The 21991-nt window shown below is 71.3% G+C and carries 21 protein-coding genes, 1 pseudogene and 1 riboswitch; of the genes and pseudogenes, 4 read left to right on the forward strand and 18 right to left on the reverse strand.

Annotation, left to right across the window (positions count from 1 at the left end; all coding sequences use genetic code 11):
• Positions 1-44: 44 nt before the first annotated feature.
• Positions 45-178: riboswitch (yybP-ykoY riboswitch) on the reverse strand.
• From ACQ86G_RS05785 to ACQ86G_RS05795, 3 genes are all read right to left on the reverse strand, one after another.
• Positions 158-1570: a M16 family metallopeptidase gene (locus ACQ86G_RS05785; protein ID WP_431259707.1), complete on the reverse strand. Its 1413-nt coding sequence runs from the start codon at positions 1568-1570 to the stop codon at positions 158-160. (Overlaps the previous riboswitch by 21 nt.)
• Positions 1567-2190, reverse strand: a complete 624-nt coding sequence (locus tag ACQ86G_RS05790; RefSeq protein ID WP_431261342.1) for an insulinase family protein — start codon at positions 2188-2190, stop codon at positions 1567-1569. Before ACQ86G_RS05790 ends, ACQ86G_RS05785 begins: the two co-directional genes overlap by 4 nt.
• A complete protein-coding gene (locus tag ACQ86G_RS05795) occupies positions 2133-2975 on the reverse strand; it encodes a M16 family metallopeptidase (RefSeq protein WP_431259708.1) in 843 nt (280 codons plus the stop codon). Before ACQ86G_RS05795 ends, ACQ86G_RS05790 begins: the two co-directional genes overlap by 58 nt.
• Positions 2976-3172: 197 nt before the next feature.
• Here ACQ86G_RS05795 and ACQ86G_RS05800 point away from each other — a divergent pair, with 197 nt between their 5' ends.
• Complete coding sequence (locus ACQ86G_RS05800) at positions 3173-3556, forward strand: VOC family protein (protein ID WP_431261343.1); 384 nt, start codon at positions 3173-3175, stop codon at positions 3554-3556.
• A 16-nt stretch (positions 3557-3572) separates the two neighbouring features.
• Here ACQ86G_RS05800 and ACQ86G_RS05805 read toward each other — a convergent pair whose 3' ends face one another.
• Entirely contained in the window at positions 3573-4880 is a 1308-nt protein-coding gene (locus ACQ86G_RS05805; RefSeq protein ID WP_431259709.1) for an NAD(P)/FAD-dependent oxidoreductase, read from the reverse strand.
• A 62-nt stretch (positions 4881-4942) separates the two neighbouring features.
• On the opposite strand from ACQ86G_RS05805, the gene ACQ86G_RS05810 reads away from it, so the two are divergent.
• The gene (locus ACQ86G_RS05810) at positions 4943-5635 is read left to right on the forward strand and encodes a helix-turn-helix transcriptional regulator (RefSeq protein ID WP_431261344.1); all 693 of its coding nucleotides are present in this window, start codon (positions 4943-4945) and stop codon (positions 5633-5635) included.
• Between the two features lie 3 nt (positions 5636-5638).
• Here the strand turns inward: ACQ86G_RS05810 and ACQ86G_RS05815 are convergent, their stop codons facing one another.
• Both ACQ86G_RS05815 and ACQ86G_RS05820 read right to left on the reverse strand, forming a co-directional pair.
• Positions 5639-6733, reverse strand: a complete 1095-nt coding sequence (locus tag ACQ86G_RS05815) for an acyltransferase family protein (RefSeq protein ID WP_431259710.1) — start codon at positions 6731-6733, stop codon at positions 5639-5641.
• 108 nt (positions 6734-6841) lie between these two features.
• On the reverse strand, positions 6842-7504 hold the full coding sequence (locus ACQ86G_RS05820; RefSeq protein ID WP_431259711.1) for a CoxG family protein: 663 nt from the start codon (positions 7502-7504) through the stop codon (positions 6842-6844).
• A 66-nt stretch (positions 7505-7570) separates the two neighbouring features.
• Between ACQ86G_RS05820 and ACQ86G_RS05825 the strand changes: the two genes are divergently transcribed.
• Complete coding sequence (locus ACQ86G_RS05825; protein ID WP_431259712.1) at positions 7571-8578, forward strand: XdhC family protein; 1008 nt, start codon at positions 7571-7573, stop codon at positions 8576-8578.
• Between the two features lie 33 nt (positions 8579-8611).
• Here ACQ86G_RS05825 and ACQ86G_RS05830 read toward each other — a convergent pair whose 3' ends face one another.
• The 3 genes from ACQ86G_RS05830 to ACQ86G_RS05840 all read right to left on the reverse strand — a co-directional run bounded on the left by ACQ86G_RS05830 (position 8612) and on the right by ACQ86G_RS05840 (position 10247).
• Complete coding sequence (locus ACQ86G_RS05830; protein ID WP_431259713.1) at positions 8612-8989, reverse strand: type II toxin-antitoxin system VapC family toxin; 378 nt, start codon at positions 8987-8989, stop codon at positions 8612-8614.
• Positions 8986-9195: a hypothetical protein gene (locus ACQ86G_RS05835; protein WP_431259714.1), complete on the reverse strand. Its 210-nt coding sequence runs from the start codon at positions 9193-9195 to the stop codon at positions 8986-8988. The genes ACQ86G_RS05830 and ACQ86G_RS05835 overlap by 4 nt, the downstream gene beginning before the upstream one ends.
• Before the next feature lie 374 nt (positions 9196-9569).
• Positions 9570-10247: a DUF6515 family protein gene (locus tag ACQ86G_RS05840; RefSeq protein ID WP_431259715.1), complete on the reverse strand. Its 678-nt coding sequence runs from the start codon at positions 10245-10247 to the stop codon at positions 9570-9572.
• A 238-nt stretch (positions 10248-10485) separates the two neighbouring features.
• Here ACQ86G_RS05840 and ACQ86G_RS05845 point away from each other — a divergent pair, with 238 nt between their 5' ends.
• On the forward strand, positions 10486-11148 hold the full coding sequence (locus ACQ86G_RS05845) for a glutathione S-transferase family protein (protein ID WP_431259716.1): 663 nt from the start codon (positions 10486-10488) through the stop codon (positions 11146-11148).
• A 43-nt stretch (positions 11149-11191) separates the two neighbouring features.
• On the opposite strand, the gene ACQ86G_RS05850 is transcribed toward ACQ86G_RS05845, so the two are convergent.
• The 9 genes and pseudogenes from ACQ86G_RS05850 to ACQ86G_RS05890 all read right to left on the reverse strand — a co-directional run bounded on the left by ACQ86G_RS05850 (position 11192) and on the right by ACQ86G_RS05890 (position 21860).
• Positions 11192-12028 (reverse strand): hypothetical protein, encoded by an 837-nt coding sequence (locus ACQ86G_RS05850; RefSeq protein WP_431259717.1) that lies wholly within the window; start codon positions 12026-12028, stop codon positions 11192-11194.
• Positions 12025-14463: a penicillin acylase family protein gene (locus ACQ86G_RS05855; RefSeq protein ID WP_431259718.1), complete on the reverse strand. Its 2439-nt coding sequence runs from the start codon at positions 14461-14463 to the stop codon at positions 12025-12027. The genes ACQ86G_RS05850 and ACQ86G_RS05855 overlap by 4 nt, the downstream gene beginning before the upstream one ends.
• On the reverse strand, positions 14460-15053 hold the full coding sequence (locus tag ACQ86G_RS05860; RefSeq protein WP_431259719.1) for a response regulator: 594 nt from the start codon (positions 15051-15053) through the stop codon (positions 14460-14462). Before ACQ86G_RS05860 ends, ACQ86G_RS05855 begins: the two co-directional genes overlap by 4 nt.
• Before the next feature lie 221 nt (positions 15054-15274).
• Positions 15275-16797 (reverse strand): annotated as a pseudogene (locus tag ACQ86G_RS05865) (ABC transporter substrate-binding protein).
• A gap of 9 nt (positions 16798-16806) precedes the next feature.
• On the reverse strand, positions 16807-17622 hold the full coding sequence (locus tag ACQ86G_RS05870) for an ABC transporter ATP-binding protein (protein ID WP_431259720.1): 816 nt from the start codon (positions 17620-17622) through the stop codon (positions 16807-16809).
• A complete protein-coding gene (locus ACQ86G_RS05875) occupies positions 17619-18638 on the reverse strand; it encodes an ABC transporter ATP-binding protein (RefSeq protein WP_431259721.1) in 1020 nt (339 codons plus the stop codon). Before ACQ86G_RS05875 ends, ACQ86G_RS05870 begins: the two co-directional genes overlap by 4 nt.
• On the reverse strand, positions 18635-19444 hold the full coding sequence (locus tag ACQ86G_RS05880) for an ABC transporter permease (protein WP_431259722.1): 810 nt from the start codon (positions 19442-19444) through the stop codon (positions 18635-18637). Before ACQ86G_RS05880 ends, ACQ86G_RS05875 begins: the two co-directional genes overlap by 4 nt.
• 10 nt (positions 19445-19454) lie before the next feature.
• Complete coding sequence (locus ACQ86G_RS05885; RefSeq protein WP_431259723.1) at positions 19455-20417, reverse strand: ABC transporter permease; 963 nt, start codon at positions 20415-20417, stop codon at positions 19455-19457.
• A 75-nt stretch (positions 20418-20492) separates the two neighbouring features.
• The gene (locus ACQ86G_RS05890; RefSeq protein WP_431259724.1) at positions 20493-21860 is read right to left on the reverse strand and encodes an MATE family efflux transporter; all 1368 of its coding nucleotides are present in this window, start codon (positions 21858-21860) and stop codon (positions 20493-20495) included.
• Positions 21861-21991: the final 131 nt, after the last annotated feature.

Below are 21991 nucleotides of genomic sequence, written 5' to 3' on the forward strand. Positions count from 1 at the left end.
TGTCGCCGCCGGCCGCAAAGTCCGGGGACATGGTCAAAGGTCTCGCCAGGCTGGGAACCCGTGGGTTCCTGGCTACCTCGCGCCATGAGCCAAGGCTCAAGTCTGTTGACGCGGGTCTGCTGAATCAGCCCGTCGGGCGACGGGCGGGGTGCAGCGGCTACTCCCCAATGACAGCCTTCATTGTAATCGCTGTCAGCCCCGGCCATGCGCGCTGCGCCGGCTCCGGGGAGCCCGCATCGCCCAGCAGCAGCAGATGTGTGCGGGTATCGCGCCAGCTGGAGCCCATCAGCAGCTGCAGCACCGGCGCGCTCACCGCGCGCAGGCGCTGCGGCCACTGCACGCAATCCTCGAGTTCACCGGCAGCCAAGGCCTGCGACAGCAGCGCATCCGGCGCCTCCGCGAGCTGGAACTCCCACTCGCCCTGAGCCAGCGCCTGCGCCAGCGCGAGGTCCTCCGGCGTCACCGCCTCGGCCGCGAGCAGCGGCAGCTGCTCGCGCAACTGCGCGAGCTGATCCGGCACCGCCGCCACCGGCAGCGTGACGCTCAAGCGCCAGCACAGCGCGCCGCCGAGCGATTCCATCTCGCTGTCCCAGGGCCAGGGCAGTCGTGCCGCAAGCCGCTGATGCATCAGCGTGCGCGCCAGTTCGCGCAGCGCGGGCGGCGTGCCACGCGGCACCGGTGTCTGCACGATCAGCCGGCAGCCCTGTCCTTGCGGCAACGGCAGGAATTGCGCGGTCGCCGGCGTAGGCGCCGCGGCCGGCAGCGACACCGCCGGCGTCGGGCCGGCGGGCGGCAGCTTCGCCACGCGCCAGCCGCCCATGAAGTCTTCGGCCAGACCGCGCGCGGTCTGCAGGCTCAGGTCGCCCGCGAACAGCAACACCGCGCGCTCCGGCCGCCAGTACTGTCGATGGAAGGTCAGCACATCCTCGCGCTTCAGCCGCTTCAGGCTGGCCGAGGTCTGCACCGGTTGCGCCCGCCCGCGGAACTGCCGCCGCGCCGCCCACGGCGCCAGCAGCAGCGCGTCGGCGCGCCGCAGCACCAGCGCATCGAGGGCGCGGCTGCGGATGTGCTCCAGCGATTCGAAGGCGAGCAGCGGCCGCTGCGTCAGGTCCGCCAGCAGGTTGACCGCGTCGTCGCACTGATCGGGCAAGGCCTCCAGCACGATCTCCGCCGTCGACGGCGTCAGCTCCAGCCGCAGCGGCAGGCCGAGCAGATCGCCCGCGTAGGCGATGTCGGCGGATTCCATCTCCTCGCCGTCGCGCTTCGCGCCCTGCGCGAGCATCGAGAGCGCCACTTCCGCCAGACCGTCCTTGCCTGCCGGGTCGCGCAGCCAGCCGCCCTCGCCGATCAGCCGGACCGCCGTGCGCGGCGCGCCGGGTCGCGGCAGCACGACCACGCGCAGCCCGTTCGCGAGCTTCGTCTGTTCCAGCGGCAAGGGCAGCGGCGATGGTGCCGGCGGCGCCTCGGGCGGGCGATCGAAGCCATCCTGCGCCAGCGCCGGCCAGGCCGTCGACCCCGACACGATCGCAGCGCCGAGCATCCACCCGCGACGGTTCAGCGTCATCGTCATGCGGCGACTCCCGCGGCAGCACCGATGTCCGCCAGCAGCGTCAGCACCGGCGCCTGCACCACCTGCTTGCGCCAGAACTGCTGCACCTCCGCGCCGCTCAGCTTGATCCACACGGCCATGTCCTTGGCCGGCGCGCCGGCATCGCCCCGCACCGCCCACGCGGTGCCGAGCGAACGCGCCAGTCGGTCCGCGGTCCAGTCGGCCGACAAGGTCTCGCGCCGCAGCAGCGCCTTGGCCTTGTTCAGTTCCTCGTCGGTCACCGGCTCGTCGGCCAGGCGCAGCACTTCCTGCTGCAGGGCTTGCGCCACCGGCGCGGCCGTCTGGCCGTGCGCCGCGAGCGCCTGCGCGACCAGCAGTCCGGCGTCACGATGCGCGTCGAGCCGCAGGCTGAGCTGATGCGCGAGCGCCTTCTCGTCGACCAGCGTGTCCGTCAACCGGCCGGACCGGCCCAGGCCCAGCAGCGCCTGCGCGAGCTGCCACATCGGCGTCGACGGATCGTCGGCGCGCGGCACCTGCCAGACCAGAGCGGCCGCCGGCAGCGGCGCCCGCGCAAGCGAAAGCTTCAGCGTCTGGCTCTGGGGGCGGCGCGATTCACGAAGCTCGCGCGGCTCCGCGACCAGCGTTGATGCGGGGGGCGAGGCAGGCGACGCGGTGGGCGTCGAGGCCCCGCTGACGAAGACGGCAACGATGCCGTGCCGGCGGGCCCCGACGAGGACATGGACGTGGACGTCGACACCGGCATCTGCGCGCCTTGCGCCGGCATCGGCGGCCGGATCGAGCCGAAATAGTGCAGCACCCAGCGCGCGACCGCCGCCTCGTCGAAGGCGCCGGTGATGACGAGCAGCGCGCGGTCGCAGCCGAAGCGGCTGGCGTGGAAGGCGCGTACGGCGTCGATGTCCAGGTCCTTCAACTGCTCCGGGTCGCCGAGCGCGCCGCGCTGGTACGGATGCGTCAGGTACCCGCTGCGCTGGACGGCGAGGTCCAGCCGCGCGTAGGGATTGAGCTGCGGCGCCAGCACCGCCTGGCGCAGTTGCTGCCGCGCCGTGGCGAGCGTGTCCGGCTCCAGCCGCGGGTTGCTCATGCGCTCGGCCTCGGCCCACAGCACGCGTTCGAGCTGGTGGGCAGGCACCACGGTCTGCAGCGCGGCGAAGTCCTCGTCGATCTCGATGCCGCTGCGGCCGCCGGCCGAGGCGATCAGGCGGTTGAACTGGCCGGGTTCGAGATAACGGCTGGCACCGGCGACGAGCCGCAACACCAGATGCGTCATGCCGCTGCGGCCGGTGGGATCGTCGCGGCCGCCGCAGCGATAGACCACGCGCACCGCCGCCTGCGTGCCCGCGACCGGGCGCGCCAGCCAGAGCAGGCCATTGGGCAGCCGTTGCGGCTCGAGGGACGAGGCAGTCATGGGCGGCAATCCTAGCTGCCAATCCGCTGTCAGCAGCCGGTCCGCATCATGGACGCGACGTCGTCCTACAAGCCGGCCCACCCGATTCGGGGGGCGCGGTCGGACGACGAGGGGTCCAGCCCAGGTCGACGCCCCGCACGCAGGGGACACCCGTCCCGTCGTCATCGTCCTTCCACGGAGAGTCCGCCATGAGCGCCTTGAACTTCGCCTACACGATCGTCTACGTCGAGGACGTGGGTGCGTCGCTGGACTTCTTCGAGCGCGCCTTCGGGCTCCGGCGCCGCTTCCTGCACGAATCGGGCGCCTACGGCGAACTGGAGACCGGCGCCACGACGCTGTCCTTCGCGCGGCACGACATCGCGCGCGGCAACCTCGGCCAGGACTACCGCAAAGCGGAGGACGGATCGCCATTGGGCATGGAGATCGGACTGTCCACACAAGACGTTCCCACCGCCTATGCCCAAGCACTGGCGGCCGGCGCGCAAGGCCTGACCCCGCCGATCACGAAGCCCTGGGGCCAGGTGGTGGCCTATGTCAGGTGCCCGGACGGCACGCTGGTCGAGATCTGTACGCCGATCTGACCGCGGCCGGCGCGACTCAGGCGTCGTCCCCGACGCCAGGTCGCGGCTCCACCACGATCCGCGCGTGGCGCTGGAAGGTGAAGTACGCCCAGGCCCAGTCCGCGAACACGCGGACGCGGTTGCGGAACCCGATCAGGAAGTACACGTGCACGAACAGCCAGAACAGCCATGCGGAGAAGCCGCTGAACTGGATCGACCCCAGGTCGGCCACCGCCGCCTTGCGGCCGATCGTCGCCAGGTTGCCGTAATCCATGTAGCGGAACGGCGCTTCCGACCGCCCCCGCATCCGCGCCAGGATCTGCCGTGCCGCGTGCCGGCCGGCCTGCTTTGCTCCCGGGCTGACGCCGGGCACCGGCTTGCGGCTGCCGTCCTTCTCGAGGCTGGTCGCGGCGGCCATGTCGCCGACGACGTAGACCTCCGGATGGCCGGGGATGTTCATGTGCTCGTCGACGACCACGCGACCGGCGCGGTCCAGCGGCACGTCCAGCGTGCGGGCCAGCGGCGACGCCGCCACGCCGGCCGCCCAGACCTTGGTGCGCGATGCGATGCGTTCCCTGCCGCCGTCGGCGGTCTGGAGATCGACGCCCTCCTCGTCGATGCCGACGACGCGGCAGCCGGTCCGCACCACCACGCCGATGCGCTCCAGCTGCGCCTGGGCCTGCGCCGACTGCGCCGGCTTGAACGCCGCCAGGATCCGGTCCGAGCCCTCGACCAGCAGCACCTGCGCGCGGCTGGGGTCGATGCGGCGGAATTCGTCGCGCAAGGTGTGGCGCGCGATCTCGGCCAGCGTGCCGGCCATCTCGACGCCGGTCGGCCCGCCGCCGATGACGACGAAATTCAGCCAGGGCATGCGGCTGTCCGCGTCGGGCAGCGTCTCGGCGCGCTCGAAAGCGCTCAGCAATCGCGCGCGCAGCTGGAAAGCGTCGGCGAGCGTCTTCAACCCGGGCGCATGAGCCTGCCACTGGTCGTTGCCGAAGTAGCTGTGCGTCGCACCGGCGGCCACGATCAGATGGTCGTAGCGCAGGCGCTGGCCGTCGGCGAGCACGACCGCCCGCGCGTCCTTGTCGATGGCCTCGACATCGGCCATCAGCACCGTGAGGTTGCGCTGATGACGCCGCATGTGGCGGATCGGCGAGGCGATAGCCGGCGCGGACAGGCCCGCCGTCGCGACCTGGTACAGCAGCGGCTGGAACAGGTGGTGGTTGCTGCGGTCGATCAGCGTGACGCGGACCGGGGCTCCGTCGAGGACCTTGGTGGCCTCGAGGCCACCGAAACCGCACCCGACGATCACGACATGGGGAAGCACAACATGTGGGTCAGCCATGCAACGCATCGTAGCGGGGATGACGACCCGGACAGGTCATGCCCATGGCCCACAATCGCCGGATGCGCCGCGCCGACCGCCTCTTCCAGATCGTCCAACTCATCCGTGGACGCCGCCTCACGACCGCCGAATTCCTCTCCCAGCGGCTGGAAGTCTCGATCCGCACCGTCTACCGCGACGTCGCCGCGCTGCAGCAGCAGGGCGTGCCGATCGACGGCGAAGCGGGCGTCGGTTACCGCATGCGGGTGGGCTTCGAATTGCCGCCGCTGATGTTCAGCGCCGAGGAAGCCCAGTCGCTGGTCGCCGCGGTGCGGCTGGCGCAGCCGCAACTCGACGCGGTGCTCGGGCAGCGCGCGGAGGAAGCCCTCGGCAAGATCTTCGCGGTGCTGCCCGGCAGCGCGCGCGCGGCGGCCGAGAGCCTCACCGTCTACGCGCCGCAGCGCGGCCTCGATCCCGCCACGCGGGAGCGCCTCACCCACCTGCGCCAGGCCACCGAGTCCCGCACCAAGCTGCGCCTGCACTACCTCGACCTGAGCGACCAGACCAGCACGCGACTCGTCCGGCCGCTGGCCTGCTTCTTCTGGGGACCGGTCTGGACGTTCTCGGCCTGGTGCGAGCTGAGAGAGGACTTCCGCAGCTTCCGCGTCGACCGCGTGCAGCAGCTGGAAATGACGGAAGAGCGCTTCCGCGACGAACCCGGCAAGACGCTCGCCGACCTGCAGCGGCGCGAGAACGCGCGCGAGAACTGGGCGTAGGTCTCAGCGGACCGCCACGCCCTGCGGCAGCACCGCGGCGCGCGGACGCCAGCGCAGCAGCGGCGCCTCGATCCAGCGATGGAACGGCAAGGCCGCCAGGTTGCTCAGGATCCAGGCCGCCACCAGCGCCAGCGGTGCGAGCGCGTCCAGCATCGGCGCGGGGCTCTCGGCGCGATGCTCGTACAGCGCGTTCACGAGCAGGCAGACCGGGAAGTGCACCAGGAACAGCGCGTAGGCATGGCGGGCCAGCGATTGCACCGGGGCCCGTCCGTGCCGCTCGAACCACGCCGGCAGCGTGCCTCGACGCCACATGACGATGACGACCGCCGTCAGCGCGGCGACCACCAGGCGCTCCCTGAACTGCAGCGCGAGCGCGGCGACCATCAGTCCACCGAGGGCCAGCAGGCCGGCACGACGCGCCGCGGGCGTCCAGCCCTGGCACCAGCACAGCAGCACGCCCAGGCCGTAGGCGCCGAAGAAGTACAGGGCGTAGGCGTCCATGTCGGCCATGCGGTTGAACTTCAGCAGCGACGCAGCGCACAGCGCGCCGACGACGGCCGGCGCCATCCACTGCCGCGACGCGCGCGTCACCGGCAGGCAGCGCAGGCCCCACATCACGAGCAGCAGCAGCGCGAAGAGCTGGAAATCGATGGCCACATACCAGGCGCCGACGGTCAACGCCTCGACCGACATCAGGTCGTGCAGCAGCAGCGCGTGGGCCAGGACCTGTGTCAGGTGGACCTCGCCCGGGACCAGTTCCGGCAGCAGCGGCTGGACCAGCCACGACGACAGCAGTGTCAGCCCGATCGCCGTCATGAACGGCGGCACCAGGCGCCAGTAGCGTTGCGCCAGCAGCGCCGGCGCCGAGCGGCGCAGTTGCGACTCCTGCGCCGACAGCGCCCGTGCGCTGAGGTAGCCGCCCAGGACCAGGAACACCTGCACGGCCATGCGGCCGTAGTCGTAGAGCCAGCCCGACAGCAGCGGGAACAGGCCGTGCATCGCCTCGGCGATCGGTCCGTAGACCGACAGGTGATGCAGCACGATCAATTGCGCGGCGGCGGCGCGCAGCGCGTCCAGCGGAAACAGGCGAGAAGCCATCGGGGTCGGCGGAATCGGTCGCCGGTGCTTCCCAAGGGACGCCGTCGGCGGAAAACGAAGCGGCCACCGCGAGGTGGCCGTTGGATTGCGCCGGATTCTATAAGCAAATCAACAGGTTACATCAGCGCACAAATCTTGTGACGGTCGCGTGACGCCCGCCCGTTCGCCGACAGGGTGTCCGGCCGTTGCCCCGTGAACCCGTTCAGCGCCTCGGGCGCGTCCCGCGCGGGCGCGGCTTGGGTGCCGGATACAGCGTCCCGTTGAAGATCGCCGCGAACCAGCCGACGTACCAGTCGACCAGTCGCTGCGGCCACGGTTTGGGGGCGCTTTCACCGGCAGTGGCCGGTCGGAGGGATGGCGACGCTCGACGGCGGCCGCGAAGGCGACGAGCCGGGCCCGGAGCGCCTGCAGGCCGGCGACTTTCGACGGCGTCGCCCCTTCGGCCTGGATCACGAGCGCCACGTGCAGCAGCGCGCGATCGTCGCCGAGCGACGCCAGCCGGAGTTGCGCCTGTCCCGTCACAGCACCGGTGCGGGGTCCGCGCCCCTCGAAGCTCAGGCGCAGGCGGCTGGGCGCGTCGAGGTCGAGCTGCAGCACGCGCCCTTCGAATCCCGGCAGCGCCACCAGGAACGCCCCCGGTGCATCACCGGTCTGGCAGCGTGCGCCTTCAGGCAGGCTGTCCGCGAGCAGGGTCAGGTCGTGCAGCGTCTTCCAGGCCAGGGCTTGGGGGACGGGCAGGACGAGGTCGTCGTTGAGGGCGAGCGTGGGCATGCGGGGATTGTGAGTGCGCATGCCCGGCCCGGCGCAAGCCGGGACGAAATTCGCTATGGTGCGCGGATGGACAACATGGACCTGCAGGTGCTGCGCCAGGTGCAGCAATGGATGGACGCCGACCAGCGCGTCGTGCTGGGCACGATCACGCGGACCTGGGGGTCGGCGCCCCGACCGGTCGGCTCGATCGTCGCGGTGCGGTCGGACGGACTGATCGCCGGGTCGGTCTCCGGTGGCTGCATCGAGGACGACCTGGTCGCGAAGATCCGCGAGGGCGCGCTGACCTTGAAGACGCCGGAGCTGATCCGCTACGGCGTCGGCGCGGAAGCGGCGCAGCGTTTCGGCCTGCCCTGCGGCGGCACGCTGGAACTGATGCTGGAGCCGGTGGGCGCGCACTCGGCGATCGCGCCGCTGCTGGAGCGGCTGTCTCGCGGTGAACGCGTGCTGCGCACGCTCGACCTGGCGACCGGGGCCGTCTCGCTGGCGGAGCCTGGCGCGCATTCGCGCGACGGCGCGGACCGGCTGGTCCTGGGCGACGCGCAGCTGGTGACGCACCATGGCCCGCAATGGCGGCTGCTGATCATCGGCGCGGGACAGATGAGCCAGTACCTGGCGCAGATGGCGCTGGCGCTCGACTACCAGGTGCAGGTCTGCGACCCGCGCGACGACTACCCGTGGACGCTGATCGCCGCGCCGCTGACGCGCGAGATGCCGGACGACGTCGTCCAGCGGCTGAAGCCCGACGGCCACACGGCGATCGTGGCGCTGACGCACGATCCCAAGCTCGACGACCTGGCGCTGATGGAGGCGCTGCGCGGCCCGGCGTTCTACGTCGGCGCGATCGGCTCGCGCGTCAACCAGGCCAAGCGCCGCGCGCGGCTGAAGGAGCACTTCGACCTGACCGACGCGCAGCTCGACCGGCTGCACGGCCCGGTGGGCCTGCACATCGGTGCCCGCACGCCACCCGAGATCGCGCTGGCGATCCTGGCGCACATGACGGCGGAACGGTACGGCGTGCAGGTCAGCAGCAGCGCGACGCCGACGGAGGGGAGCGAGGCCGGCTGCGTGGTCTGACCACGCTTTGACCATCCGACATGGTCTCTCCTTTCAGACCTGCACGATCAATTCGCTGTACTGCGGCAGTTGCCCATCAGCCGTGATCAGATGCGCTGCCTCGCTGATCGCTTGTGCAATGAGAAGGCGGTCGAAGGGGTCGTGGTGGTGCAACGCCAAAATCATGGTTGTCGCAGCATGCTCAGCGCTGACCGGCAATTCCGCAAAGCCACAGATCTTGATATTCCTGACCAGTTGATCAGGATCCACATCGATTCGACCAATTCGAGCCTTGATCGCAAGCTCCCAGATCGAGACAGCGGAGACATATACGGCGTCCGCCGTATCGATGAGATGTCGCGTCGCCGCCGTCAGTCGTTGGGAGCCTTCGACAACCCACAGGAAGATGTGCGTGTCGAGAAGCAAGGTCATACGCGACCTTCGAAGCTGGCGAGCACATGGTCCGGCAGCGGCGCATCGAAGTCTTCGGAAATGCGGATCTGCCCCTTGAGAAGGCCATAGGGGACGCGTCGCTTTGCTGGCCGGAATTCGTCTCGAGCCGACGTCTGGGCGACGGGTGGTGGGCAGAGTGAAGTCGGGAACGGGAACCGCTCCACGGGCTTGGGAATCGTGTTCATCTTGAGCGCTGTCCAAGGAGAAGGAGGACGAATCAGTCTAGGACTCGTCTCTCTCCGGGCTCTTCGTCGAGGCGCTCAATTCGACGGCCGTTTGTCCTGCGTCAAAGATCCGATCGATCGTCGCCGCCAATCGTTGCGGGCAGGCGCCCAAGGGCATCTCTTTCGAATCCGCGAAGGCGGATCTGTGGCAGACGAAGTGACTCGCTTCGCTGGCTCTCGAGATGCCGCAGGACAGGGTCCAGCGTCTGGGACCCACTTGGCGGGGATCCGGCCGACCTCTTGATGTCTGGCTCGTTGGGGCAATGGAAACGAAAAAGGGTCAGCACGCCGTGCTGACCCCCGCTCGACGTCAAAGCCCTCTCAGAGGGCGATGCTCATCGCATGCTGTACCCGCGCCCATCCATGCACGCCTCCACCGCGCGGTTGAACACGCCGGCGTCGTTCATCGCCGACGGTTGCGAGGTCGCCCAGCGGTTGCACTCCTGGCGGTCGGCCTCGGTCTGACCGGTCGATTGGCCGTTGCGCGGATAGATGATCGGATCGGGTCGCGGCGGCGCGACCGGCGCGGGGGTCGCCGCGTCGGCGCCAGGCGGCGGCGCGACGACCACATAGCCCGGTCCGGGCGCGGCCACCGTGTAGTACGCGCCGTTGGCGTAGTAGTACGGATAGCCGCCGATGCGCAGCGTCACATAGGCGCTCGGCAGGATCGGCACCACGAAGCCCAGCGGCGGGGCGATCACGCGATAGCTCGGACCCCACGGCTGGTACCAGACGCCGCCGTGATACCAGTAACGGTTGCCCACGAAGACCGCGCCGCCCGGCAGGCCGCGCGAGACGTAGCCCGGGGCGGGGTAGTAGTGGTCGTGGTGGTAGCGGCTGTCCAGGCGCAGACCGATGTCGACACGCGCCCCGCCGCCGCCGTGATGCTGCGCGGACGCCAGGCCCGCGGACAGCGCCAGCGCGACGGGAATCAACCAACGAAGCTTGTTCAGGCTGCTCATGATCTGCTCGCGCCGGCCGACGGCGCCCAGGAAGTCCAGATGCCCATTCAACGCCGCGGCGGTCGGCCACGTCTACGGGAGGGCGTTTCGCCGGGGTAAAGAACCATTGCTTCCGCGACGCCTGCGCACGCGTCCCTGCACGTCGTCAGGTCGCGTCGACCACCGGGGCCGCCAGGACCGCAAGACGGATCAGCGATGATTCGCGCCGCCCGGCGCCTCCCCCGTCACGGCACCCTCCACGCGACTCTCACGACACATTCACGCCGCCGCCACGCGCCGCCCCGACGCCATGATCGAGCTCTACTACTTCCCCAGCAACGCCAGCTTCGCGCCCCACGTCGTCCTGCATGAACTGGGCGTCCCGTTCCAGCTCCGGCTGGTCGACCGCGACCAGGGCGAGCACAAGTCGCCCGCCTACCTCGCGATCAATCCGAACGGGCTGCTGCCGGCCATGCGCGACACGCGCGACGGCGCGGAGGACCTGGTGCTGTTCGAGACCGCCGCGATCCTGCTGCACCTCGCCGACACGCACCCCGATGCCGGCCTGATGCCGCCGCTCGGCAGCGCCCAGCGCGCGCAGGCCTACAAGTGGCTGATGTGGCTGACCAACACGCTGCAGCCCACCGTCATCGCCTACTACTACCCGGACCGCTTCGTCGCGCCGGGCAACACCGCCGGCAGCGCCGAGGTGAAGGCGCAGGCGCAGGTCCGCGCCGGGGCGCAGCTGGACCTGCTCGCCGCCGAATTCGAGCGCCATGGCGGCCCGTTCATGCTCGGCGAGCGCTACTCGGTGCTGGACGCCTTCGCGTTCATGCTCTGCCGCTGGACGCGCAACTTCAGCGATCCGGCACGCAGCCGTCCGGCCCTCGGCGCCTTCCTCGAACGGATGGCGCAGCGCCCCGCGCTCCAGCGCGCGATCGAGACCGAGCGGCTGCCGAAGCCCTGGTTCTGAGAACCCTCCAGGCACGGCGCAGGCCGCCGCGCGCATCAGCGCATCAGCGCGCCGGCAGCGCGGACAGCGTCTGCAGGTAGTCGTAGAGCCGTTGCGCGATCGCGGCGCGCTCCGGCGCGGGCAGGCCCTCGGCCAGCGGGGGCATCGCCGTGCCGGGTCGGACCGACGCCGGCTCGAGCAGCCACCGCCGCCACGTCGCGCGGTCATAGCCGCGGACCATGACGTCGAGTTCCAGCGGCATCTTGTCGCCCCCGTAGCCGCGGATGCGGTGGCAGCTCAGGCAGTGCGTGCGGGCGAGCGCGGCGGCATCGGCGTACGTCGCCGCCAGTCCTGCCGGCAACAGCGCGTGCGTCGACGACGGCCCCACATCCACCGACACGACCTGATAAGGCCACTGCATCCCGCCTTCGGCCTGCAGCGCGGTCGACGACCGGTTGTCCCACACCAGATAGAACGGGCCGAGCGGCACCGGCTTCCCGCCCGGCTGGTCGTTGTCCACCTGGAACGGTCGCCCGTCGGCCCGTGCATGGACCAGCCACGCGCGATGCTGCGCGAATCGCTCCACCGGGATGCGTGACATGAAGCCATCCAGCGCGCGGAAGGTGAGTTCCTGGCCCGGCGAGCGCCATCCCGGCCCGAACAGTGCCGTCAGCACCGCATCGGCCGGGTAGCCCACGTAGCGCACCTCGGGCATGTGGCCCTCGTGCTTCAGATGGGGTTCGAGGACGGCGACCGTCACCGCCTGGCCGATGCGCGGCCCCAGTTGAGCGCCGAGCGCCGCCGGCGTCGGCAGCTCGGCGGCTCGCACCGCCGTCGCGGCGCACGCGCTCGACATCACGAGCGCCGCCGCGACCGCGCGCGCGAACCACGCCGCCTTCATGGCTTCAGGACCAGCGTCCCGCGCGCATGCGACCGCACATCGGCCTCGTCCAGCCATTCACTGCGGTACTGCCCCTTGGCCAGCAGCGGGGCCTGGTCGCGGTAATGCCGGTCCGGCCAGACGCCGCTCTGCCCCACCGGATTGACGCCGAGCGCCTCCTGCGGCCGCGCGAAATCGATCAGCCGGCGCGTCGACGGACCATAGACCACGCCCCAGGGCGCGCTGCCATTGCGCTGCGCGAAGTTGTTGGGCACCTCGTGCCCGCCGGGCACCGGGAACGGGCCCACGTTGAACAGCTGGTCGAGCGGCTTCTGCCTGCCCAGCGGATGCTCGTGCGTCAGGGTGTGGACGGTGTCCCAGCGCCACGCCGTGCGGTCGGGCCCGAGCGTCATGTCGAGGTGCGCGAGCGCAGCCTTCCAGGCGCGGCGCACGATGTCCGTCTGCGTCTCGCGCTGCGGCGTCGAGCGGTCGTCCCACCAGGGCGAATCGGCGTCGGCCGTCAGCCTCGGCAGCGCCTGGTCGAGCGCGCGCGTGCGGCGCAGGTTCTCGAACTGCGCGTCACCGAGTTCGTCCTTCATCGCCGCGCGCAGCAGTTCCGCCGTGAACTGCTGGAACAGCACCGGCGCCACCGCGTCGGCCTTGTAGGCCCCGTTCCAGCGCACCAGCGCCTCGACCAGCGACTGCTCCTCGGTCGAGGCCGATCCGCGCAGCAACGGAATGATCGGCCGCAGCACGCGCGGGCCGTAGTCGGTCTGCACGTCGAGCTGCAGCGCCTGGCTGTTGTGGATGTCCCAGCGCTTGCCCTGGTTCAGCAGCGCGTCCAGCCGCTGCCCCCGATCGGCGAGGTTGTAGTACCCCGGCACCGGCGCGTCGCCGGGCGGCTGGTAGTTGGCCGACAGCACGTAGCCGCGCGCCGGATTCTCCTCGTGCGGATTCGCGGAGAAGGGCAGGAAGCCGGGCTTGTCGGCCTCGTCCGTCGCGCCGTCGAGGACGAAGGTCGGGTTCACGCCCTCCGGCCGGATCGGCAGCTTCGCCGCCGCCCACCAGGCGATGTCGCCGGTCGCGTTGGCCCAGACGACGTTCAGCCCCGGCGCATGGATCAGGCTGGCCGCCTCGCGCGCCCGGTCCAGCGTGTCCGCGCGGCCCAGCTGGTAGAAGCCGTCCATCACCGGGTTGTCGGTCTCCAGGAAGGCCCACCACATCGCCACGGGGCGCTCGCCGCGGTCGCCCGGGATCGCATCGTTGACGATCGGTCCGTGCGGCGAGCGGCGCAGCGTCAGCACCTGGTCCGGCTGGCCCTTGACCTTGAGCACCTCCTGGCGCGACGTCATCGGCACCCACCGGTCCTTGATCCAGACCTCGTTCGGATTCTCCGGGTTGACCTTCTCGGCGATCAGGTCGACATCGTCGTTCTGGAACATCGTCAGGCTCCAGCCGAAACGCTGGTTGTGCCCCAGCAGCGCCATCGGATTGAGCGCGAGGTGATGCCCGTAGAGCTCGAACTGCGGCGTGCGCAGATGCGCCTCCCACCACACGGCCGGAGCCGAGTACGCGATGTGCGGATCGCCCGCCAGCAGCGGCTTGCCGCTGGCCGTGCGGCTGCCCGAGACGGCCCAGGCGTTGCTGCCCTCGAACTGCGGCAGGCCGGCGAGCGCCGCCGCGCGGCCGCTGACCTCGGCCAGCCGCGTCAGCATCGGTGCCACGTCGGCGAAGCGGCGGTCCGCCCCGGTCGGCGCGCCGCGGGATCCCGTCCCGTTCAGTGCCTGCGGCTCCAGCGCACCGGTCGGATGCCACTGCAGATCGAAGATGCGCAGGTAGTCCGGCCCGAGCTGGTCGCGGATGGCCGTCAGCGCCGGTTCGGTGCGGAACGCCGCCGCGAAGCTGTAGGCCAGGTAGCCGGCGATGCTGTAGGTGTCGGCGGCCGTGAACGGGCGCCTGGGAATGCCGAGGACCTCGAACTCCAGCGGCGCCGGCCGGCTGGCCTGGTATTGATTGACCCCGTCCAGGTAGGCGTACAGCGCCCGCACCGCGCCGGGCTGGGCCGTGATCGCCGAGGAGGCCGCGGCGAGCTCGTCGGCGCGCTGCCGGATGCCGAGCGTGCGGAACAGGCGGTCGGTCTCGACCAGTTTCGGGCCGAGCACTTCGGCGAGTTCGCCGCGCGACAGCCGCCGCAGCATCTCCATCTGGAACAGCCGGTCCTGCGCATGCAGGTAGCCGAGCGCCCGGTAGAGGTCGTCCTCGTTGCGCGCATCGATGTGGGGCACGCCCCACTCGTCGTAGCGCACGGTGACGGGCGCGCTCAGGCCCGAGAGCTGCAGCTCGCCGTCGCGCACCGGCAGCTTCTTGTGGACGTGCCAGGCCGCGCCGGCGGCGCCGATGGCCACGAGCGCGGCGAGCGTGATCGCGCCGCGCTTGAGCCAGCGACCGACGCTCATGGGCGGACCGGTCGGCGCAGGTTCGACAGCGCCTCGACGCGCTTGATCAGCTCGCGATCGTTCCAGGGCTTGTGGAACATGCCGTACAGCCCCTGGATCTGATGCAGGCGCGCATGCAGTTCCTCGTGACCGGTGATGGCGATCATCGGCAGGTCCTCGGTGGCCAGGGCCCCCTGCACCGCCTTGATCAGCTCGAAGCCGTCCATGTTGGGCATCTCGAGGTCGGTGATCAGCACGCCGAAGCGGGTCTGGCCGAGCAGCTCCATCGCCTCGACGCCGTCGCGCGCGGCGACGACCTCATGGCCGGCGTCGCTGAACAGCTTCATGAGCTTGGCACGCACCACGGCCGAATCGTCGACCACCAGCAGCGGCAGGCGCTCCTGCGAGGTCTCCGCGGCGGCCGGCACCGGCGGGGGAACGACGGCGGCCGGAGCGGGCGGCAGCGGACGCGGCACGGGCGGCGGCGGCGCGCCGAAGTCACGGTAATCGCCGCGGCGCACCGTGATGATGATGATCAGGATGGCCAGCGGGACCACGATCAGCAGCGGCAGCAGGAACGGCTGCAGGGTCTCAGGCAAATCAAACGGCATTCGGCACTCCGACTCCTCCCCAAACCGGGCACGCTACACGGTCGCGGGGCGCCACTGTAGAGGAAAAGCCCTCTCGGTGGATGGCCGGTGGATGACAGCCGACGAGCCGCCGCCGCGTTCGCGGGACCGACGTGCTCGCGCCACAGACCCCCTGAGGCGGGGTCGCCGCATCAGGGGGCACGATGGGGAGGTCATCCCGGGCCGGTCCGCCCCCGCATGATTCAGGTCCAGCTCAGCGCGGCGAGGTCGTTCGCGAACAGCGGCGTCCGGGTCCACAGGCCCTTCAACCCGGCGCGCGCCACGGTGATCCATTGCGGCTGGTACAGGAAGGCGGCGACGGCATCCTCCGCCACCTTGCGCTGCGCCTCGCCGAACAGTTTCGCCCGCTGCGCCGGATCGGCGGTGTTCTGCATGCGTTCATACAGCGCATTGAACGCCTCGCTGCGATAGCCCCAGTAGTAGTCCGACCGCGCGAAGTTGCCGAAGTCGTGCGGCTCGACATGCGAAATGATCGTCAGGTCATAGGCCCGGTTGGCGTAGACGCCCGACAGCCATTGCGCCCATTCGATCTGCTCGATCGCCACCGTGATGCCGACCGCCGCCAGCTGCGACGCGATCAGTTCGCCCCCTGGCGCGCATACGGCACCGGCGGCAGCTTCAGCGACAGCCGCAGGCCGCTCACCTTGGCCTGGGCCAGCAGCGCCTTCGCCGCCGCCGGGTTGTAGGCATTGATCGCCGTGCAGTCGACGTAGCCCGGCGTGTCCGGCGTGACGAAGCTGCCGATCGGCACGCCGTAACCGTCCGCGCTGGCCTGGATCACGGCCCGACGGTCGATCGCCATCGCGATGGCGCGGCGCACGCGGACATCCTGGAGCGCCGGGCGCAGATGGTTCATCGCCAGGATCGTCTTGGCGCGCGACGACGCGGTGATCACCTGGAAGCGCTGGGGCTGGGCCTTGAACTGCGCCAGCGCGCGCGCCGCCGCCACGCGCGGGAAGACGTCCACGTCACCCGCCAGCAGCGCGGCGACCTGCGCGGCCGGTTCGCCGATGAAACGGAACTGCACGCGCGGGATCCGGATCGCCGCCGTGTCGCGGAACGTGGGCCAGGCGGCCAGCGTCAGGCTGGCGCCGCGCTGCCATTGCGCGACGACATAGGGGCCGGTGCCGACCGGCGCCAGCGCGTCGCGCCGGGCGGGCTGCGGCTTGGTGATCACCGCCGTCGCCTGCCCGAGCAGTGCGGGCAGTTCCGGCTCCGGCTGCTTCAAGCTCAGGACCACCGTCAGCGGATCCGGCGTCGCGATCGATGCGATGTTGGCGAAGACGCGGCGATCCTTGTTCTGCCCGCTGGGCGACGCGGACGCCTCGAACCGGGCCTTCACCGCCGTCGCGTCCAGCAGCGTGCCGTCGTGGAAGCGCACGCCGGCACGCAGCACGAAGGTCCAGGTCCTCAGATCCGGCGAGGCGCTCCAGCGCAGCGCCAGCAGCGGCTGGGCGGTGCCGTCCTCCGCCACCTTGGTCAGGGGCTCCAGCACGTTGTAGAGCATGATTTCGCCGATCGCGGCGGCGGCGCCGGTGGTCGGGTCCAGGCCCGGCGGTTCGAGCGTCATGCCGAGCACCAGCGGGCGCCCCGCGTTGCCTTGCGCGAACGCCGGCAGCGGCGCGGCGAGGGTCGCGCCGACGGCGCCGAGCGAGAGCAGATGGAAGCGGCGGCGGTCCAGGGCGGTCTTGGGCAGGGAGTCCATGGCCGCGGATCATGCCAAAGCGGCGAGCAGGTCCTGCGTGTACGGGTGTTGCGGTTCGCCCAGCACCCGGGCCGCGGGACCGTGCTCGACGGCCTCGCCGCCGCGCAGCACCAGCGCGCGGTCGCACAGGACCTCGACCGCCGGCAGGTCGTGGCTGACGATGACGAGGCTGATGCCGTCGCGCCGCTGCAGTTCGCGCAGCAGCGCCAGGATCTGCGCCTGCACGGAGACGTCGAGCGCCGAGAGCGGCTCGTCCGCGACGATCAGGCGCGGCCGCGTCGACAGCGCCCGCGCGATCGCCAGCCGCTGGCGCTGACCGCCCGAGAACTGATGCGGGAACCGTAGCGCGGCGTCGGCCTCGAGCCCGACGGCGGCGAGCACTTCCGCCACGCGTTCGCGGCGCTGCGCGTCGTTCATCGGCAGCGCCAGCAGCGGCTCCATCACGCTGCGTCCGACCCGCCAGCGAGGATCGAGCGAACCGTACGGATCCTGGAACACCATCTGCGCCTGCGGTCGCAGCGCGCGACGTTCGCGCGCGGGCATCGCGTTCACGTCCTGCCCGTCCCACAGCACGCGGCCTTGATGCGGGCGCTCCAGCGCCATCACCAGCCGCGCCAGCGTGCTCTTGCCCGCGCCGGACTCGCCGATGATCCCGAGCGATTCGCCGGCCTGCAGCGTGAAGCCAATGTCGTGCAGGACCCTCCGTCCGCCGTAGCGTTGGCTCAACCCCTCCACCTGCAGCAGCGGGGTCGCCGGGACGGGCGGCCCCGATGGACTCGACGGACCTGTCGACGTCGAAAGGATCGCGGAGAACGAAACGGTCACGGCGCGACCTCCCAGCAGGCCAGCCGGCCATCGAATCGGGGCGGCTCCGTGGCACAGCGCGCGGTCGCCAGCGGACAACGCGGCGCGAAGGGGCAACCCTCGCCGAGCTGCGTCAGCGCCGGCACGTTTCCCTGGAGCGGATGCAGCGGCTGGTCACGTCCGGCGCCGAGCCGCGGCCGCGCGGCCCACAAGGCCTGCGTGTATGGGTGGCGCGGATGCGCCAGCAGATCCGGCCCGGCGCCCTGCTCCATCACGCGACCGCCGTACAGGATCGCCAGGCGGTCGACGCGGCGCGCGGTCAGTGCCAGGTCGTGCGAGATCAGCAGCAGGCCCATGCCGCGTTCGGCCACCAGGTCGCGCAGCAGGTCCAGCACCTGCACGCGCAGGCGCGCATCGAGCGCCGTCGTCGGTTCGTCGGCGATCAGCAGGTCGGGTTCCGCGGCGAGTGCCATCGCGATCAGCGCGCGTTGCCGCTGGCCACCGGACAGTTGATGCGGATAGGCGCGTGCCTGCCGCTCGTCGAGACCCACGCGCGCCAGCAGCGCGGTCGCCCGCTCGCGGGCGGATGCGCGGTCCGGCTCCAGGCGATGGATCAGCATCGGCTCCGCCACCTGCGCCAGCACGCGCTGGAGCGGATTCAGCGCCGTCAGCGGCTCCTGGAACACCATCGCGATGCGCCGGCCCCGCAGGCCGCACCAGCGGTCCTCGTCCAGCGCGAGGAGGTCGGTACCGTCGAGCGCGATCCGCCCTTCGACGTCAGCACCTTCCGGCAACAGGCCCATCGCGGCGAGCGCCGTCAGCGTCTTGCCGCTGCCGGATTCGCCGATCAGCGCGAGGCTCTCGCCGCGCGCCAGCGACAGGTCGATGCCGCGCAACGCATGCAGGCGCTCGCCGCGTCGGCCGGGCAGACGCACGTGGAGGTCGCGGATCTCGAGCAGCGGTGCGGCGGCGGGTGCGGCCGCCCCGTGGTCCGCGGCAGCGGCGGCCCTGTCGGCCGCGTCCGTGTTGGCGGTCATCGCGGCTGCTCCTTCGGATCGAGCCGGTCCCGCAAGCCGTCGCCGAGCAGGTTCAGGCCGAGCACCGCCAGCGTGATCGCGACGCCCGGCGCGAGGGCGAGCTGCGGCGCCTCGAACATCAGCGTCTGCGCCTCGGCGAGCAGCCGCCCCCAGCTGGCCTGCGGCGGCTGGGTGCCCAGGCCGAGGTAGGACAGGCCGGCCTCGGCCAGGATCGCCAGCGCGAAGCTCGTCGTTCCTTGCACGATCAGCAGCGGCAACAGCTGCGGCAAGACGTGTCGCCAGGTGATGGCCCACGGTCCCTGGCCGGCGACGCGGGCGGCGAGCACGAAATCGCGCGTCCACCAGCTCTTCGCGCTGCCGTTGACCAGCCGCGCGAACGACGGCACGGCATGCAGCCCGATCGCGGCCATCGCGACCGTCATGCCGGGGCCGAGCGCGGCGGCCAGCAGGATCGCGAGCAGCAGCGCGGGAAAGGCGTAGCCGAGGTCGACGCCGCGCAGGATGAGCGCCTCGACCGGACCGCGCCGCGCGGCGGCGAGCAGTCCCAGCGCGGTGCCGGCGACGAGGCCGATGCCCACGGCCACGATGCCGACCAGCCACGCGCTGCGCGCGCCGGCCATCAGGCGGCTGAGGACGTCGCGGCCGAGCTGGTCGCAGCCGAGCCAATGCGCGGCGCCCGGCGGCGCGAGGCGGCGGGCCATGTCGATCTGCTCCGGCGGCCACGGCGTCCACGCCAGCGACAGCAGCGCGGTCGACAACAACAGCGCGGTGAGCACGAGGCCCGCGACGAATCCGGCGCGCTTCATGTGCGGGTCTTCATGCCTCGGTCCTCAGGCGCAGCCGAGGGTCGATCCAGCCGTGCAGCAGGTCCACCGCGAAGTTGAGCAGCAGGACCAGCGCGGCGAGTCCCATGACGCCGTTGCGCACGACGATCAGGTCGCGGTTGGCGATGGCCTGTGCCATCAGCCGGCCGAGTCCGGGCAGGGTGAAGACGTTCTCGATGACGATGGTGCCGGCGAGCAGGTTGGCGAACTGCAGCCCGCCGAGCGTGAGCAGCGGGATCGCCGCATGGCGCAGGCCGTGGCGCCACAGCGCCGCGCGACGCGACAGGCCCTTGGCGCGGGCGCTGCGCATGAAGTCCTCGCGGACGATGTCGAGCAGCGCCGAACGCGCGATGCGCGCCAGGATCGCGGCCTGCACCAGCGCGAGCGAGAAGGCGGGCAGCAGCAGCGCGCGCAGGCCGGGCCACAGGCCGCCGCCGAGGTCCTCGCGCCAGCCGGGGAAACCGCCGGCGTCGAACCACTGCAGCTTCACCGCGAAGAGCAGCACCAGCAGCATGCCGAGCCAGAAACTGGGCACCGCCAGGCCGAGCTGGGTCAGTCCCATGACGAGGTGATCGCCGGCGCGGCCCTGCTGGCTCGCGGCCCACCAGCCGGCGGCCAGCGCGAGCACGACGGTCAGCGCCATCGCGAGCAGGGCCAGCGGAAGCGTCAGCGCCAGCCGTTCCAGGATCAGATCGGCGACCGGCGCGCCGTAGGCATAGGACAGGCCGAGATCGCCTGTCACGAGTCCGGTCAGCCAGTCGAGATAACGGTGCCAGGCCGGCTGGTCCAGGCCCAGCTGGCGCGCGAGCGCGGCGACGGCCTCGGGCGGCGCCTCGGGGCCCATGATCAGCTGGGCGGCATTGCCCGGCAGCCATTCCAGCGCGCCGAAGATCAGCGCCGAGGCCGCCAGCAGCGTCATCAGCAGCACGGCGAGGCGCTTGAGCAGGTGGTTCATGGCGGGCGGGATCATAGGGGCGATGCGGGCACCCTGAAGACGCACGCGGGAGACTCCCCTTCCCCGCCGCGACAATCAATGCAAGCGCGCCGCCCTCAACCGCCGGTGCACCGCCCTCGCCTGCGGCACCCACCCCAGGCGCGCCCAGCGGCGCCACATCAGCAGGCCGCGGATCCACTCGTCGGCGGCGTAGGCGATCCACAGGCCGACGAGGCCCAGCCCCAGCACCTCGCCCAGCAGCCAGCTGCCGCCGGCCAGCACGAGCAGCATCGAGCCCGCGCCGACCATCACCGGGTACTTCGCGTCGCCCGCCGCGCGCAGCGCGTTGATGACGACGAGGTTGAAGGTCCGCCCCGGCTCCAGGATCACGGTGATCCACATCAGCACCACCGCGCTGGCGAGGATTTTATGGTCGTGCGTGAACATCTGCAGCAGCCACGGCGACGCCGCTGCCGCGCCTGCCGCGACCACCACGCTGATCATCAGCCCGCGTGCGAGCGCCCGCCGCACCAGCCGGTGCGCCTCGTGCAGCTGTCCCGCGCCGATCAGGTGACCGACGACGATCTCCGCCGCGAAGCCCGTCGCCAGGCCCGGCAGCAGCACGAAGTACATCAGCTGCGAGGTGTAGCTGTGGGCCGCCAGCGCCGACGCGCCGAGGTGCCCCGCGATCGCCACGCTCACCATGTAGGCGAGCCGGTACGCGATGTTCTCCGCCGCGCCCGGCAGGCCGATGTGGAGCACGCCCGCGAGCTCCGCGCGCTGCAGCCGCCACCAGTCGGAGGCCTTCGGTCGCAGGTCCAGCCGCGCGCGCCAGAGCCACACATGCAGGCCCAGGCCGAACGCCCGGCTCACCGCCAGCGCGACCGCGAATCCCGGCAGGCCGAGGTGCGGCATCAACGTCACCGACAGCAGCAGCTGGGCCACCTGCATCGCCACCAGCACCATCAGGGTGTCGCGGCTGCGCAGATGGGCGCGCATGACGCTCGCCATCGAGGCATTCCAGGCGTCGAGCATCATGGCCGGCGCCAGCGCCATCAGGAACGGCTGCGACAGCGGCAGCACCTCCACCGGCGCATTCATCAGGCGCAGCAGCGGCCCCGCGAAGAGCAGCGCCATCAACGCCGTGAAGCCGCCGAGCCAGGTGCTCGCGCCGAGTGCCGCGCGTGCGGTCGCATCGGCCACCGCGCGCCGGCCACCGCCCAGCGCCTGCGTGATCACCACGCTGATGCCGGCGCCGATGATGCGGAACAGGATGAACAGCGTCGCCGCCAGCTGGTTGGCCAGCGCGAACGCGGCACCGGCGGGATCGGAGATCCGCGCCGCCAGCATCGTCCCGATCAGCCCGATGGCGATGCCCAGGCAGAGCTCGAGGAACAGCGGCCAGGCCAGGGCGAACAGGCGGGGAGCCGGCGGGGCGTGCGGGGAAGGCGAGGAGGACGGCATGAGGCGGCGGCAGGCAGGTCTCGCGCCGCCGCTGACAGCGGTGGACACGACGCGAGGGATTCTCTCGTGAGGCCTGCAGGCCGGGGGCCGTAACCGGGATGAAACCGCGAGGGCGCCGGCACGACGCCCGG

Source organism: Roseateles chitinivorans (assembly GCF_050632145.1).
GTDB classification, from domain to species: domain Bacteria; phylum Pseudomonadota; class Gammaproteobacteria; order Burkholderiales; family Burkholderiaceae_C; genus Roseateles; species Roseateles chitinivorans_B.

Bases quoted from the DNA above. Each gene is read 5' to 3' on its own strand.
- ACQ86G_RS05785 (WP_431259707.1), bottom strand. From the start codon at position 1,570: ATGACGATGACGCTGAACCGTCGCGGGTGGATGCTCGGCGCTGCGATC.
- ACQ86G_RS05795 (WP_431259708.1), bottom strand. From the start codon at position 2,975: ATGACTGCCTCGTCCCTCGAGCCGCAACGGCTGCCCAATGGCCTGCTC.
- ACQ86G_RS05805 (WP_431259709.1), bottom strand. From the start codon at position 4,880: ATGGCTGACCCACATGTTGTGCTTCCCCATGTCGTGATCGTCGGGTGC.
- ACQ86G_RS05810 (WP_431261344.1), top strand. From the start codon at position 4,943: ATGCGCCGCGCCGACCGCCTCTTCCAGATCGTCCAACTCATCCGTGGA.
- ACQ86G_RS05815 (WP_431259710.1), bottom strand. From the start codon at position 6,733: ATGGCTTCTCGCCTGTTTCCGCTGGACGCGCTGCGCGCCGCCGCCGCG.
- ACQ86G_RS05820 (WP_431259711.1), bottom strand. From the start codon at position 7,504: ATGCCCACGCTCGCCCTCAACGACGACCTCGTCCTGCCCGTCCCCCAA.
- ACQ86G_RS05825 (WP_431259712.1), top strand. From the start codon at position 7,571: ATGGACAACATGGACCTGCAGGTGCTGCGCCAGGTGCAGCAATGGATG.
- ACQ86G_RS05830 (WP_431259713.1), bottom strand. From the start codon at position 8,989: ATGACCTTGCTTCTCGACACGCACATCTTCCTGTGGGTTGTCGAAGGC.
- ACQ86G_RS05835 (WP_431259714.1), bottom strand. From the start codon at position 9,195: ATGAACACGATTCCCAAGCCCGTGGAGCGGTTCCCGTTCCCGACTTCA.
- ACQ86G_RS05845 (WP_431259716.1), top strand. From the start codon at position 10,486: ATGATCGAGCTCTACTACTTCCCCAGCAACGCCAGCTTCGCGCCCCAC.
- ACQ86G_RS05850 (WP_431259717.1), bottom strand. From the start codon at position 12,028: ATGAAGGCGGCGTGGTTCGCGCGCGCGGTCGCGGCGGCGCTCGTGATG.
- ACQ86G_RS05855 (WP_431259718.1), bottom strand. From the start codon at position 14,463: ATGAGCGTCGGTCGCTGGCTCAAGCGCGGCGCGATCACGCTCGCCGCG.
- ACQ86G_RS05860 (WP_431259719.1), bottom strand. From the start codon at position 15,053: ATGCCGTTTGATTTGCCTGAGACCCTGCAGCCGTTCCTGCTGCCGCTG.
- ACQ86G_RS05875 (WP_431259721.1), bottom strand. From the start codon at position 18,638: ATGACCGCCAACACGGACGCGGCCGACAGGGCCGCCGCTGCCGCGGAC.
- ACQ86G_RS05880 (WP_431259722.1), bottom strand. From the start codon at position 19,444: ATGAAGCGCGCCGGATTCGTCGCGGGCCTCGTGCTCACCGCGCTGTTG.
- ACQ86G_RS05885 (WP_431259723.1), bottom strand. From the start codon at position 20,417: ATGAACCACCTGCTCAAGCGCCTCGCCGTGCTGCTGATGACGCTGCTG.
- ACQ86G_RS05890 (WP_431259724.1), bottom strand. From the start codon at position 21,860: ATGCCGTCCTCCTCGCCTTCCCCGCACGCCCCGCCGGCTCCCCGCCTG.